The sequence below is a fragment of the Mesorhizobium sp. ES1-4 genome, assembly GCF_020164745.1.
Classification (GTDB): Bacteria; Pseudomonadota; Alphaproteobacteria; order Rhizobiales; family Rhizobiaceae; genus Mesorhizobium.
The window spans coordinates 227658-242210 of record NZ_JAIUGV010000011.1; the positions used below are offsets into that span (position 1 = coordinate 227658).

A 14553-nucleotide genomic window follows, 5' to 3' on the forward strand; every position below is an offset into this window, starting at 1 on the left:
CCTGGCACTGGCTCACTACTGGCCCTGGCTGATGCCGGGCGCCTTGATCATGTTGTTCTCCAGGCCCCATTTCTTCATGATCGCTGCATAGGTGCCGTTATCCATCAGGACCTTGAAGGCATTGAGCAGTACGCCGCCGAGCGGCGAGCCCTTCTGGACCACGGCGCCCTGGTAGATGTCCTTGAAGCCATTGGCTTGGCCGACGCCGGAAAGCTCCAACTGCCCATTCGCCTGCGCCACGAAATAGGTCAGCGGCGCCTGCGAGGAAAAGAACGCGTCGGAGCGTTTGGAACGGACCGCAAGGATCGAGCTTGGCTGGTCGGTGAAAGATTGGACCTCGACGGCCGGCTTGCCGCTGTCGACACACTTCTGCGAATGTTCTTTGATCACCTTTTCAGCCGAGCCGCCCGACATGACGGCGATGCGCTTGCCGCAGGCCGTGTCAAGTGATGTGATGCCTTGCGGGTTGCCCTTGTCGACAGCAAAGACCACATATTCGCGCACCCAGTCGACGAAGTCGTTTGCTTTCTGGCGATCAGGATAATCGCCGACCGGTCCCATCGCGAACTGGTAGCGGCCGGAATTGATGCCGCTCAGCAAGGCCGGCAGGCCGGCAACCGAGGCATGATCGATCTCGACGCCGAGGAGTTGGCCGATGGCATCCGAAATGTCCTTGGTCGCGCCCGACAGTTCGGTGCCGGTGACGATCTCATAGGGCGGAAACGAACCGTTGTTGACGGCCGTCATCTTGCCGGCACTGCGTATTGCTTCCGGCAGTTGCGCGCGCAATTCTTTGTTCACGGTCTGCTTCTGGATGTCCTGAGCAAAAGCCGTCTGCATCATCACAGTAGCAAAAAAGGCGAAAATGAAGCTTGTCTTTCTCACAGCGTTCTCCTTCCTGTTCCGTGTTCTCCAGCGCTACGCGCCGCTCGCCGCAGCTTGTCTTCAAAAGGAAATAGGGCTTCGGTGGAAATCGGCTCCGTCAGGATGCCTTGTTCCTGCAGTTCGATGACGAAGTCCTCGATCATACGGCGATTGGCGGTCAGCCCGCTGTCGTTCCACGATGGAGGCAAGTCGCGCCCGGCATGAAGCAATTCCTCGATGATCCAGGGCGAAGTCTCGGCATATTTGCGGCGCTTGGCCGTCCAGACGCACTGGCTTTCATCGATCAGCCGGGCGAGTTCGCCTGGCAGCCATGGGTAGTTCTGTGCCACGGAAGCCTTGACCGCGACGAGATGCATGCCTGGCACATAGCCGACCTCCTCGAAATAAACACGTTCGGCCGCCCGAAAGTCGCGTAGCAACTGCCGGAAGCCGGAACCCGGACCGAAGAAACCGTCCGGCATGAATGGTGTGAAAACCGCGTCCAGCGCGCCTTCGGCCAGCAGCTCCATCATGGGCCGCTCGCCAGGTGCGGCTTCGATATGGCCCGGCCTCCCGAACCCATCCAGTCGGTCGGCGATCGGATGCCCGGATGTCAGCCGTCCGGCGAACCAGTACGCATCCTCCACGCCGACCCCTTCGCGGCGCAGCGCCGCTCGCGTCCAGGTGTTGCCGGAATCGCGCCAGCCGGTCACGCCGATCCGTTTGCCGGCGAGGTCGGAAAGTCGTTCCAATGGACTGGTCTCGGCAGTGAGGACGCAGCGGTGGCGGAAGCCGCGCATGATGAAGCAAGGCACGCCGACGATCTTGTCCGTACCCGCGGCCATGGTGGAAACGTAGCGGCTGAACGAAACCTCTGCGGCGTCGTAGCGTGGATCAGTGGCTAGATCGGGAACTAGGGCGGCGACACGCTCGACCTCGACCTCGACACGGGGAGAACTGACATCGCCGAGAATCAGCGGTGTGAGATAATCCCAGTCGCGCGTAGCAATCCTTATGGAGACGGGCATGCGGTGAACTCGAGACAAAAATTGACCCAGCGACTGTTAAATGTTCATTTCTATTCAATCAAATGTTATTACGTTATTGAACATTCATGGCAGGGACGCGATGTCGGAGGCTTTCAACGCCGAGTGGTTCGCTGAGCGCCTGGGTGACCGCACAAGGCGCGGCATTGCGCGGGAGACCGGAGCGCTGATCCGAAGTGGCGCATTGCCTGTCGGCGCGAAGCTGCCGCCGGTGCGTGAACTCGCCTTCGTGCTCGGCATCAGTCCCGCGACCGTCTCGCAGGCCTGGACCGAGCTTCGCCGTCACAAGATCATCGGCGGCCGTGGGCGCAATGGTGCCTGGGTCCTGGCCGACCGCTTCGCGGCGCGGCCGGAGCGGCATCTGAGCGGTGGCAATTATGGCCCCGGCGTCTTGAATCTTGCAATCGCGGGACCCGATCTGGCACTTTTGCCGCCGCTCGACGTTGCCCTGGCACAGGGTGCGCGTGCCGAGAAGCTCAACAGCTATGAGCGCGTGCGCATCCTGCCCCAACTGGACGCTGCGGTGCGCCCTTCATGGCCATATGATCCCGGCGCGTTCCTGGCCACCAATGGCGGCTACAATGCCGTCTATACATTGCTCCACGCATTGGTTCCACCCGGTGCGCCGGTGGCGATCGAGGATCCGACTGCGCTGCGCCTGCTCGATATTCTGGAAGATCTGGATGTCCCGATCCTGCCGGTTGACTGCGACGGGGAGGGGCCTTTGCCGACCTCCCTGGCGAGAGCCCTTCAACAACGGCCTGCGGCGTTCCTGTTCCAGCCGCGAATCCATTCGGTGACCGGCGCCTTGATGTCAGCCGCGCGGCTCGAAGCCATCGGAGACCTTCTGGACGGCACCAACGTGCTCATCATCGAGGATGACGGTGTCGGCGATATTTCCGGCGCGCCGCGTATTTCGCTTGGCCGGCGCTTTCCGGATCGCGTGATCCACATCCTGTCCTATTCGAAGACGCATGGTCCCGATCTGCGGCTTGCCGTGCTCTCCAGTTCGGCGACGATCGTCGAGCAAATCCAATCCTATCGCAGTTTCAGCGCGGGTTGGACCAGCCGCATACTGCAGGCCGCGGCCGTCTGGCTGCTTCAGGATGCGGCTACGATCGACCATGCCGAGAGGGCGAGGGACATTTACCGCCGCCGCCGCGTACGGCTGGCGGACGAACTCGCGAAACGAGATGTCGTGATCGATGCCGGACATGGGCTTAGTGTCCTCATTCCAGTTGCTTCGGAATCCTACGCGCTGGTCACGCTGGCCGCGCACGGCATTGCGGTCCATGCCGGAGCCAAGTTTTCGACGCAACGGACGAGCGCTATCCGCGTCGCAACGAGCATTCTGCGCGAGGAGCACGTCGAGCGTGTCGCGGATTCCATTGCGCTGGCGACAGGCCCAGCTTGAGATAACGGGCGACTGGATCGTAAGCGCCTGCGTTCGCGACGGCCGCTGGCGGTAAGCTATCCGTGCGTTGCGCTGCAATGCTGCGCAGCGAGCTCATCGGCGGCGCAGGCATTCAATGCTGCTGTGACGTCGGCAACTGAATCAACGAGCACATCTCGAGATATCGGCAGAACGCATTGGCAAGCTGTATCTGTCGTGGCGTCCTGCATTCCGCTTCGAACACCTGGGGTGAAGCTACGAGAATCGACAGGCATTTGGCCCGTGACGTTGCTACGTTGAAGCGATTAAGGCTGTAGAGGAACTCCATACCTCGCGGAGCGTCCGCGTGAGTTGAAGTCGCCATCGAATAAATCGCAATCGGCGCCTCCTGACCCTGAAACTTGTCCACCGTACCGACCCTGGCGCTGGGCAGGCGTTGTTGGATTTCAAAGACCTGCGCGTTGTATGGCGTGATGATTAGAATATCACCTGGCGTGATTGGAGCCTCTTTCCCGTCCCGATCGACCCAATGCGTATTCGACTGCAGGATGTGGTTCACGAGGTCGCGGATGACGACAGCCTCTTCCGGGGAGGAGTTCTGATTTCCGCTGTGGCTTACCGGGATGTGCCGCAGGCCGGACCCTTGTATCGGACCGCTTGATATGATCTGGCCGTCAAGGCCGTCCTTTGATTTCAGTTTGCCCTCATAGAACAGCTCCGATGTGAAAGCGCATATATCGGGGTGGAGCCGCCAGGTCTCTTCGAGAAACAGCCCTTGCCCGGCGGCGATCGTTTTCCCGCCGGCGAGAATGTGATTCAGCGCCGACACGTCGGTTCCGTCCGGATGACTTCCCTGCATCGGTTGATCCAGCTGTTGAGGATCGCCAAGCAGAACAACCGTATGGGCTGCCTGCGAAACCGCCAGCACATTTGCGAGAGACATCTGAGCTGCTTCGTCCACAACGAGAACGTCGATGGATTCAAACGCATCTGCCCGTGACCAGAGGAAGCTCGTCCCGCCGGCGACCTCGCATGGTCCGCTCAATGCTCCATAGACGTCGGCATTGTTCTTCGCGAAGACCAAGCGGTGCTGATTGGATTCCACCTCTTTCGGCTTCACGATGCATGTCAGGTCGACGCCTAGTTCGTCTGCTGCCTCGATGACCTTGTCGATCAGGTTCCTGATGACCTTGTGGCTGTTTGCGGTGATCCCGACGGTCTTACCTTCGCGAACAAGCGCGCATACCATCCGCGCACCGGTGAATGATTTACCAGTGCCCGGGGGGCCTTGTATGGGGAAGATGCCGCCGTCGAACAGCGTGGCAACCCGCATCGCCGCGGCCAAGGTAGTCTCCCCATCTGTCTTGATCGGCTCACCCCCCAGACGCGGCGCCAGGCGCAGCAGCAGATCGCGCGCCGCGCAATATGAACCTTCGCCAGCTAGCCCATGGTCCGCCACGTATTCGCCGATACGCACGAGGGAATTGGCCTGTTCATCAGAACCGAAATTCTTGGAGCCGTAGATCGCTTGGGGATGAACACCGACGGACTTGCCTGCCTTCTTGATGTCGATCGTACGGTTCTGCTGCGATACCGCAACCGTGGTTCCAATCTTGTCGCCACCAACATTGTGCAGGTCGTCCTCCACGCGAATGTCTGTTTCCTGCGGGATAAATGAATAGCGGTGCGTCGGAAGCTTTCCAGCCCCAGGGACTTCGCCGAGGAAGGTAAGGCCCGACAGGCCGCTGCGTTCATCCATCAGCTCTTCTGCCGACAGATCGCGAAGGCGAAAGAACTCCCACCATGTCGCCTTTGCTTCGCGCCGATGCCAATCGAGAATGTTGGCGAGTATCCATCTAGCGTGTTGCTCGGCGTCGCGCTCTTCCGGGTCGGCCGGCACGTCCGCGGTTAGCCGCTCGATCAGCGGCCCGATCATCGCGAGCCATGCCGTGACATTTTCGCTCGCTGTTTCGTCGCCAGGCTGCGGCCGGTCAATGATTTCACCAGCAGCGATCGCCTGTGAGCGGAGCATTTCCAGCCAGTCACGAAGAAACCGCGTCGATACGCAGTCGTCGCGGTTGTAGCTCTCGACGACCGATCGGTCTTGTTCGCGAATTTTGTCGGGGTGTCCGAGTTCCAGGCTTGACTGGAGACTCAGCAATGCAACGTTTGCGTCCTGAAGAGGTGTTTCGCGAGCAAATCCATAAAACGGCTCCAGCCTCTTGATCGAATAGCTTTCAACGCTGGCGCGAAGGCCGTTGCGGACGACCCCGTAAAGGTCGACGAACAGCTTCGACCGTAGCATGTTGTCGAATTCTTCTTCACGCGTCGCGTATCGGCCCATCAGCCGTTTCAGCGCCCCAGGCTCGTAGGGTGCGTAGTGATAGACGTGCAGTTCCGGATAGGTCTCCCGACGCTTGGTTGTGAAGTCGATGAAGGATTCGAATGCCAGCTTTTCGTCAGAGCGGGAGAAAGCCCAGTCTCCGACGTAACTCCATTCGCCCGCTTCGTTTTTGAAATGGTATCCAAATAGATACTCAAGCCCGTGCTCGCCGACGAACGGATCGCCCTCCAGATCGAGGAAGACATCGCCATGCGATGGCTCGGGAAGGCAGGTTAGCCCGAAGCCTGCTACTACGGGAAGGAGCTCGAAGCCGAGGCAGCCGCTGGCTCTCGCCTCCACCTGCAACCGCGCTTGCTCACGGACGCGTTCGTAGGAATGGGCCGAGCCGCGCTCGGGCTTCCATTGTAGGGGCAGGGGCATAGCGGCTAGCGATTCCATAGCGCCGACGTCGCGGTTTTTCAGCTCGTTGATCTGCACCTTGGATATGCCTGCGACGAGACACAGGTGATCGTCGGCTCGGCGCCGCTTGTCGCATTGCGTGCTCCAGCGACAAACGTCGCAGTGACTGTTGGGGTCGGGATAGGTGTCGGAGCCGGGCGCCGAATCGACAGTCAGTTCAAGCCCCGATTTAGCCCTGCGATAGAACGCGCCGTAGTCGGCGAAGCGATACTGCTGTGGCTTAAAATCCGCCCATGGCGGAACCACGTGCATGAGTTCAGGTGCCAGCCCCTGAGCGTCGGCGAGCAGATCGGAATAGAGACAAAGCTGGAGTACGGTACCTCCCTTTGTCTCGCGAGCCAACTTCGTGTCGACTGCCTCATAGGACCAGGATCCAAGCGCTGATGGCGTCTCAACGCGGAGAAGCACGTCGGTCCGACCGCTCCATCGTCCATTCGCCAAGGCTCCTTGGACGATGACGGGTGTTCCCGCGCGCATCGCGTCGCGCGTCTGCTCGGCCGACGTCGCGGTGATGTCGATGCCTTCAATTCGCACCGCGTCAAGGCCCGAATTTCTCAGATGATCGATATACGCTTGCTCGTGCAGCGCGCCCCGTTCCCGGAGGATTTCAAGAAAGGGATCGTAAGAGGCTGGTTTGGCAAGTGTGCCTTGAGCGACTGCCAAGTCTAGGCTCGTGAGATGACGGCAATTCAGATGGCCGACCAAGTCGGTCGCATTTAATTGGATTCCGTGCCCCGACTGTCTCATGAAACTGCCTCAGAGAAATCGACGCTTCGATCAAACCAGAAGAAGGCTTCGAAATTAATTGCTGGGGTTGCCATCACATGACCGCCAGGTTCTCGGTTGTTACCCGCGACGCCTGGGAAAATGGAACCCGAGGGCACACAGGAAAGAACCTGCTTCGTTGCCGGGGAAGGGGGCGATGGTGCCACCGCTGCTGCTCCCCGTCATGAGTCTGGGGACCCGATGACCTCCGGGCGCTTGCGAGGGGAATATCCCACTTACCACAGTCGGGGTTGAACAAGCCGTGGAGACGGAAATAGCGGTCGATACGGACAAAGTCCTTAGTATTCATGGAGGCGACAACGGCGCGGTAAGCGATCGCTGTTGCTGCGATCGCGAGGTCTTGCCCGGGCTTCTTAGCGTTCCTGCAAGGGACCCAAAGGTCCTGCAATGCAGGAACCAGCGTCATATCTGCATAGAGTTTGGCTACCGGCGCATCCATCGCCAGAAAGATCACATCGGACTCGAGCAGAGATTTCAACCATTTCGCAAGGCTAGCGGCCCGTAGCGCGTCCTTAGGCTTGAGCATGGAAATTCCCCTCTGTATTTCAAATACAGCGCTGAAGGGAATGGCGATAGGGGCGCGAAGATTGCCAACCCAGTCAACGACCTTGGGATTGGGCCGCCTGTGGGCCAACGCGCTCAGCACGTTCGTGTCGAGCACGTACATTGTCGATCGTGGGCTCACAGGAACTGTCCATGGTGTTAAAGTGCAGAAGTCATATTAAACAGTCACCGGCAATCCGTTAATGAGCCGGGCGGCAGGAGGTTTTTGAATGGGGCGTGCTCCCCGCGATCGGGCAATATCGGGCAAACGGACCAACGTCTGGAATGTGCGCGAAGCCCGCGAACGGTTTGATGACCTTCTCGCCGCGGCGGCGCAGAATGGACCTCAGACGGTCCGCGACAATCGGCGTGTGTTCAAAGTCACCCTTGAGCGCGCTGGATCGTCGCCTATTGGGAAAGGCCTTCTCACGAAAGGCGGACCTCTGGAAGCAACGGACATTCTGGAGGATTGAGTTCTCGTTTTTGCGGCATTCGGTAGCAAACGCCACCAATAGGCATCACGCATTTGAATTAACTGGAAAAATGCAGCAACCAAACGATGTGGCTCGTCGGCTAGAATCTCCAGCCTTATTCGTTCTCGCGATCGGCGTTTAATAGACGACGGAGGGCTCGTTTGAGCAGCATGTTGTCATGAATGAACCCCAGGATGTCGATGATGCCATCTTTCGCGATGCGAAAGATGAGGATGTGTCTGGGATCACCAACCTGACCAGGCGGATCTGGAACGTGTTTGCGACTGTGACGGATGTGATTAGCCATACTTCGGACCGCTAGCATGGATCTTGCGGGCAATCGCGCGCGCATTCAACCGCTCTAGCAATGCCTGAGATGCATCTTTACCATCGACCACGGTGAAGTCCCCGTTCTCGATAGCGGAAATGCCCTCCGCCGCTATCCTCTCGATTACAGCAAGACTGGCCTTTTCGGCCGCAAGCTCATCCTCGTAACGCCTGAGTGCCTCCCGCACCACTTCGCTCGCATTCTGGTGACGGCCGGAAACGACCTCCCTATCGACAAAGTCACTCAAATGGTTCGTGAGACTGAAATTCCTGCCGCTCATGGCCATCTCCTTTGTGGCTAGAGTATCAAACTTTGATATCTAGCTGCAAATATCAAGACGGTAGCTCTATCTCCCCCTTCCCGATCGACCCCCGCAGGCTTAGGGAAAAGGCCGCCGCGCACCGGCGGCCCGCTTCGCTACCTCTCGTTAACCCACGAATAAGAAACCGATCGACTCCGGCGGGCAGATCCGCTAGGGCGCGCCTCATGTTCAGGCGGATACGCATACGGCGCTGATTTCGACGGCCTCCCAAGGCTGCCGCATCGCCACGCGTATCGACGACTGCCAGCCCTGGAGCCTGAACATGAACACTCGCGCCTCTAGTTCCCCCACGCCTCGCCTGACCCCGAAGAAAGTGGCCCTGCCGCCACTCTCAGCATTCGCCCGCTTTGTTGGTGGCGTTTGCTACCGAATGCCGTTCAAGTGCCTAGGAAGACTCGGCCAAGAACGCTGTCCGATTAGTTCGACTGCTGTCGTTAAAATCGATCGGTCCTTCAAATTTTATCGACGTTTTTGATGCCGCCGAAGGGGATCGGCATCCACAAGTCTGCATGCAACCGGAGAGGGCAACGTGGATTTCAACGAAACTCAATCATACGAAAACGTGGCGGTCCGGCCGGAAGGCATTGGGGCCACGCCGGCTGATACACAGAGCGAGCGGCTGCACGCAATCAAGGAGCGTGTACGCGCCCGCCAGAAGGCACTAAAGCGTTTCTCGATATCGCATCGGAGCTCGACGCTGCCCGCGGCGAATTGCCGGAATCCAAGCTGAAGGCATTTCTCGTATCCGAGTGCGGCCTGAATAGAAGCGATTTCAGGACCTATCTGAAATTCTCTGAAGTTCTGGGACTTCATCGCGAGACAATCATGAAGGCGGCCGTTTCCTTCCCCGTCGTCAAAGCCCTGGTCGCGGCCCCGACAGCCGTGAGGGAAGAAGTCGTGGAAAGGATCGCGCTGGGAAGTTTCATGCATCCTAGCGATGTCGCGGCTATCAAGCGCCGCCATACCGATGACGCAAAGGATCCTCATGTGGAGCAGGAACGTCGCCGCCGGAAGGCACTGCGTTCAGCAGCGGAGTTGAAAGCGCAGTCGGAAGTCAAATCTTTCGGCGAGCAGTTTCTGCCGTTCGCTCAATCACTCGTCAATTTCTACAACGACGGTTGCGACGACACTGCCGTACGCGACGATTTGATCGACAAGCGGGCTTTGCTGATGCATGAAGCCGGTGGCTGTCTGGCTCGCTTCGAGGAACTTTTCGATACGGCAGCGCTTCCGGCCGCATGGGAGTTCCATTACCAAGGCAATCCTGACGAGACTGTTTGGCTGGCACGAGCGCACGACAGCTTGAAGAGCCTGGCCATCGGAGAATTCCAGTCGGTCGATCCCGATAGCGGCAATCCATACGACACGAGCCACGACTTCCTCGACCGCGCTGCGGTGGAAAGCGTGCTTTGGCTTTTCAACGACAACGGCATTTCGCGAGAGCAGTTGAAGCACAGGAAGTTGCCTGCCTCAGCCGCAAAAACGGTGATCGACCCTCCCTATCGGCTCAGCTCGATTGAGATCTGCGCGGGTGCGGGAGGCCAAGCGCTCGGGCTCCACGCCGCAGGTTTCGACGCCGTCGCAATCTACGAGCAAAACAAGAATGCGGTTGCGACCCTGAAAGCCAACAGGGCGCTCGGTCCGGTCCGGCAGGGCGACATTGCAAATGTGGATTTTACTGCATATCGCGGAAAAATCGACCTGGTCGCCGGCGGGGTCCCATGCCAACCTCATTCGAGCATGGGCTTGCAGAAGGGCCACGCGGATGACCGCGATCTCTTTATGGAAGCTGTGCGGATTGTCGGCGAGGTCGCTCCACAAGCCTTTTTCTTCGAAAACGTCGAGGGGTTCGGGTTCAGGGCAAACTCGGCCTATCGTGCGGAACTTCATCGGAAGTTCAAGGAGCTTGGCTACGATACGCAGGTATTCAGCTTCTTTGGCAGCGACTACGGATTGGCTCAAAATCGGCCGAGGGTAGCGTTTGTCGGATTTCGGGACGTTCCGATCGGCCGCTTCCGTATGCCGCCGAGATTCCCAGAATGGAGAACCACCGTCGGCGAAGCTCTGATCGATCTCGTTGCCGCGAATGGTTGGGAGGGTGCCGAAGATTGGGCCAGGAACAAGGCGAACAAGATCGGGCCGACCGTTGTCGGAGGGTCCGAGCAATCCGGAAGGCTGGCGTTCAGCGCCAATCTGCGGAAGCAGGCCTGGGTGGATCTCGGGATCGATCCCTTGGGAATCGCAAAGAGCGCCCCCTCGGCGATCCATCCGAAAAATGAGCCTTTCCAGTTCACGATGAAAATGGGCGCGCGACTTCAGGGCTTTCCAGACGACTGGGTATTCTGCGGTTCGCAGCACCCGCAGAAGCGTCAGATCGGCAACGCTTTGCCGCCAGTCATGGCGCGGGCGGTCGGCCTGGCGATCTACAGTGCCCTTACCGGAGTAAATTTTGACTACGAACAGGCTCTGCAGTCGCCGCTACCTGCCCAGCATCACGGTAGGCTGAAGCTCAACATGCTTGCGCGGGTATTGCCGAGGCCGGTCAGGCAATCCTTGAGGATAAGTCCGCATGCTTCTCGATCCGGCAGGGGCACATGGACAACCAGGTCACAGCGGGACGTGAAGGCCGCATCGACCGCCTGGGGAAAGTTGCTGGTGGCAAGGAACAAAAGATTCGGATGCCGCTCGGCCAGCGCATCAAGTTGAACGAGCACGGCATCGGTCGCACGATGGATATCGATCGGATTGGCCTCCAGGCTCATTTTTGACCGGTCGGCGGCAAGCGTCTCCACCTCATCGAGGAGCACAATCGTCGGTCCCGCGGCTGCGGCTTCGGCGATTGACTGTGAGAACAGCTCCGATACCGCACGCTGGGTCTTGCCCATTGCCGAACTGGTAAGCGCATGCGGCTCGACTTCGAGCAGGCGGAACCCGCTGCCTGGAAATGTCTCGGCGGTGCGATGCGCCAACCCACGGGCAAGCGAAGTCTTGCCGGTCCCGGGCGGTCCGACAAGCAGAATGACGCCGTGTAGCGGAATTACACTGCGATCGACCTTACCGCGCATCGTGAAGTTCAGCATCGCCTGCGACAGAAGCTGGGCTTTCAGGCGCTCGTCCAGGATGATCGAATTCCACAGAGCTCCGAGTGTGGGATCGGGAAGCCGGCGTGTGCGCTGGATACCCTTGGGCTGGTTGAAATCCTCGTTCTGCACCGCCGTCAGTTTCTGCATTTTGATCGTCCTCGCGTCGCCTGCCTGGCGGGTTGAATGCGCAATGGAAGAGCCGCACCTGGGCGGGCGCGGCCCCCGGAATCACCCCTTCGGAGGGAAGGGATCGTTGCCGTAGGAATTGGCGTCCCGGATGCGACCATCGGGACGGTGGATTACCACCTCGCCACGTTCGCGGATCGCGGTACTGCGCGCTGCTTCGGTAGCTTGCGCTTGTGTTCCGTGGGTCGAGCCGACGCGCGAAGCTCCTTCACGGCGCGTCGCCCAACCAGAATCGTGGGGAACGACATGGATGCGTTTTGACATTCCGAGTTCCTTTCTGTTTGCCGCCGGACGAATCCGACATTCACCGACGCTTAACTAATTTCAGAGCGTGGAAATGTTGTCAATAAGCACAAAGAAAATGACATTATTAAGCACATAATGTTTGCGACGTTGACATCGCGCGTCGTGGAGGGCAAACATTGGTCATGTCAGGCGAGTCGATTTATGCAGCGTTCGGGCGACTTGTCGCCGCGAGACGAAAGATACTTGAGCTCACCCAAGCCGAGTTGGCGGCCAGGGTGGGTATGTCGCGTGCATCAGTGGCAAACATCGAGAGTGGCCGGCAGAACGTGTTGCTGCATCACGTTTACAGTCTCGCGTCGGCGCTGGAATTTCCGAAGGCTGCCGATTTGCTGCCCGCTACGCCGAAACCACAGCCCCGGGAGGACTTGAAGATGATCTTGTCAGATGAAACCGTGACCCCTCGGGGCAAGGCTCAGATCAATGACCTGATTGCGGATGCACTTGCACGCCATGGGTCCGGAAAGGCCGGGGCGTGACCGCAGATACCGAAATGGCTCGGGAGGCTGCACGCACGATTTTGCGAGATTTCGGAGTGAAGGGGGCACCGGTTCCCATCGAACGCATCATCAAGGCCAGGCACGTCGTACTTCAATACGCGCCACTGGACGATGATCTCTCCGGCATGGCTTTCATAAAGGACGGTGTCGGTATCATCGGTATCAACGCCTTGCACCACCCTAATCGGCAACGATTTACGGCCGCACATGAACTCGGACATCACGTGCTACATGCTCCGCATATCCAAAAGGCTGTGCATGTGGACAAAGGGTTTCGGGTTCTGATGCGAGATGATGTCTCGTCTCAAGGCATTGACTCGCTGGAGATCGAGGCCAACGCATTTGCATCCGAGCTCCTTATGCCGCGAGAGCTCCTTGCAATTGTGCTGGATGCAAGTGGTTTGGACATGGAGGATGACGCCGGGATCGAAGCGCTTGCGAAAAGGTTCCGCGTAAGTGCATCCGCGATGCGGTTCCGCCTGGCAGGTCAATTCTAGGCGAGGGGATGTGAATGGGCTTCGTATTCTTCGACACGGAGACAACGGGGCTCAGGCACGGCTTCGATCAGATTGTGCATTTCGCGGCGATTCGGACCGACAACGATCTCAACGAGGTCGATCGGTTCGAGGCGCGCTCACGTCTTTTGCCACATGTCGTTCCCCATCCGCGCGCACTTCTGACAAACGGGCTGCCAATTGAACGACTTGCCGATGAAGGGTTGCCGTCGCACTATCAGATGGTCCTCCTTATCCGACAAAAACTACTGTCCTGGTCTCCCTCGATTTTCGTCGGCTATAATTCCATTCGTTTCGATGAGGAGATGCTCAGGCACGCACTCTTTCAGAATCTTCACCCGGCTTATCTCACAAGCAGCCATGGCAATTGCCGTGCCGATGCTCTGGGTTTGATGATGGCCGCCTCGGCTCTCTCGCCGGCCTGTCTCACCGTTCCTGTTGGACCGGAGGGACGCCTGATATTCCGGTTGGAACAGCTTGCATCAGCAAATGCTATTGTTCACGCACAGGCTCATGACGCACTGGCCGATGTGGCCGCAACACTCGGTCTTTGTAGACGTGTGCGTGAGCGTTCGTCCGAACTCTGGCAGCGTTTCGTGCGCTTTTCAAAGAAAGCGACAGTCGGCGACTTTGTCGACGCCGAGGATGGCTTTTACCTCACGGAGTTTTTTGGCAACGAGGCGTACCATACACCTGTCGTTTGCTTAGGCCGGGATCCCGAACAGCCCAATGGCCGCTTGTGCCTGCGGCTAGACATCGACATCGAGCGGTTTGCATCGATGGCTGAAGGGGAGTTGCGGGCAGAACTTGCAGTGAAGCCGAGCCCTGTTCGCCGCCTTCGGATCAATGCAGCCCCTACGCTGACAGCCTTATATGACGCCCCCGACAGGATGTTGAACGGCATCGACCTCGATTCAGTGGAGGCACGTGCTCGCAGGATCAAAGAGGATGTAGCGTTCTGCGCTCGCATCGTCTCGCACTACGTGGCGATGCGCGAACCGCATACGCTGTCTGTCCATGTTGAGGGGCAGATTTATGATGGTTTCCCTGGACCTGATGACGAGGTTCGTATGGCGGCTTTCCACGATGTGAGTTGGCCAGAGGCGTTGGGCATTGTTCAGAGCTTTGACGACGAGCGACTTCGAACCTTTGGCCTTCGCTTAATCTATTTTGGCGGGCGATCGGTCTTGCCAAATGACGTGCGGCTCATTGTGGAGCGCGGACTAACGGATCGGTTGGTCGCCGACGCAGCCGGCGGTCTGACGCTGCTCCAAGCGCTGCAGGAGACGCAGACGTTATTGGACGACGGTGGGGATGACAACCGTGGAGTCCTAAAGCGTGTCGCGATTAATTGGCCTCATATCCGGCAGCTTTGAAGAAGTTTCTGCATTCGGCTGGCTCGAACAAA

At 58.8% G+C, this 14553-nt stretch carries 11 protein-coding genes and 2 pseudogenes; 6 read left to right on the forward strand and 7 right to left on the reverse strand.

Going from position 1 to position 14553, the window contains the following annotated elements; translation table 11 throughout:
- Positions 1 to 15 precede the first annotated feature (15 nt).
- Together LB556_RS22205 and LB556_RS22210 are read right to left on the reverse strand one after the other, a co-directional pair.
- Positions 16 to 843, reverse strand: a complete 828-nt coding sequence (locus LB556_RS22205; protein WP_224569878.1) for an ABC transporter substrate-binding protein — start codon at positions 841 to 843, stop codon at positions 16 to 18.
- A 38-nt stretch (positions 844 to 881) separates the two neighbouring features.
- Positions 882 to 1892 carry a nitrate ABC transporter substrate-binding protein gene (locus LB556_RS22210; RefSeq protein WP_224569855.1) on the reverse strand — a complete coding sequence of 337 codons (1011 nt, stop codon included), beginning with the start codon at positions 1890 to 1892 and terminating at the stop codon, positions 882 to 884.
- A gap of 100 nt (positions 1893 to 1992) precedes the next feature.
- On the opposite strand from LB556_RS22210, the gene LB556_RS22215 reads away from it, so the two are divergent.
- The gene (locus LB556_RS22215; protein ID WP_224569856.1) at positions 1993 to 3324 is read left to right on the forward strand and encodes an aminotransferase class I/II-fold pyridoxal phosphate-dependent enzyme; all 1332 of its coding nucleotides are present in this window, start codon (positions 1993 to 1995) and stop codon (positions 3322 to 3324) included.
- 112 nt (positions 3325 to 3436) lie between these two features.
- Here LB556_RS22215 and LB556_RS22220 read toward each other — a convergent pair whose 3' ends face one another.
- Both LB556_RS22220 and LB556_RS22225 read right to left on the reverse strand, forming a co-directional pair.
- Entirely contained in the window at positions 3437 to 6853 is a 3417-nt protein-coding gene (locus LB556_RS22220) for a TM0106 family RecB-like putative nuclease (RefSeq protein WP_224569857.1), read from the reverse strand.
- Positions 6854 to 6926: 73 nt separating this feature from the next.
- A complete protein-coding gene (locus LB556_RS22225; RefSeq protein ID WP_224569858.1) occupies positions 6927 to 7559 on the reverse strand; it encodes a PIN domain-containing protein in 633 nt (210 codons plus the stop codon).
- Between the two features lie 106 nt (positions 7560 to 7665).
- Between LB556_RS22225 and LB556_RS22230 the strand changes: the two genes are divergently transcribed.
- Positions 7666 to 7908, forward strand: coding sequence for a hypothetical protein (locus LB556_RS22230; RefSeq protein ID WP_224569859.1), 243 nt, complete (start codon positions 7666 to 7668; stop codon positions 7906 to 7908).
- Between the two features lie 299 nt (positions 7909 to 8207).
- Here LB556_RS22230 and LB556_RS22235 read toward each other — a convergent pair whose 3' ends face one another.
- A complete protein-coding gene (locus LB556_RS22235; RefSeq protein ID WP_224569860.1) occupies positions 8208 to 8516 on the reverse strand; it encodes a type II toxin-antitoxin system ParD family antitoxin in 309 nt (102 codons plus the stop codon).
- Between the two features lie 1212 nt (positions 8517 to 9728).
- On the opposite strand from LB556_RS22235, the pseudogene LB556_RS22240 reads away from it, so the two are divergent.
- Positions 9729 to 10970 (forward strand): annotated as a pseudogene (locus LB556_RS22240) (DNA cytosine methyltransferase); the annotation flags it as partial.
- A 113-nt stretch (positions 10971 to 11083) separates the two neighbouring features.
- Here LB556_RS22240 and LB556_RS22245 read toward each other — a convergent pair.
- Together LB556_RS22245 and LB556_RS22250 are read right to left on the reverse strand one after the other, a co-directional pair.
- Positions 11084 to 11788: pseudogene (locus LB556_RS22245) on the reverse strand (AAA family ATPase); the annotation flags it as partial.
- A gap of 81 nt (positions 11789 to 11869) precedes the next feature.
- Positions 11870 to 12091 (reverse strand): DUF2188 domain-containing protein, encoded by a 222-nt coding sequence (locus LB556_RS22250; protein ID WP_224569861.1) that lies wholly within the window; start codon positions 12089 to 12091, stop codon positions 11870 to 11872.
- Positions 12092 to 12255: 164 nt separating this feature from the next.
- Here LB556_RS22250 and LB556_RS22255 point away from each other — a divergent pair, with 164 nt between their 5' ends.
- The 3 genes from LB556_RS22255 to LB556_RS22265 are packed head-to-tail and all read left to right on the forward strand — an operon-like array spanning position 12256 to position 14521.
- Positions 12256 to 12609 (forward strand): helix-turn-helix domain-containing protein, encoded by a 354-nt coding sequence (locus LB556_RS22255; RefSeq protein ID WP_224569862.1) that lies wholly within the window; start codon positions 12256 to 12258, stop codon positions 12607 to 12609.
- Positions 12606 to 13127 (forward strand): ImmA/IrrE family metallo-endopeptidase, encoded by a 522-nt coding sequence (locus LB556_RS22260; RefSeq protein WP_224569863.1) that lies wholly within the window; start codon positions 12606 to 12608, stop codon positions 13125 to 13127. Before LB556_RS22255 ends, LB556_RS22260 begins: the two co-directional genes overlap by 4 nt.
- Positions 13128 to 13141: 14 nt before the next feature.
- Entirely contained in the window at positions 13142 to 14521 is a 1380-nt protein-coding gene (locus tag LB556_RS22265) for an exonuclease domain-containing protein (protein ID WP_224569864.1), read from the forward strand.
- Positions 14522 to 14553: the final 32 nt, after the last annotated feature.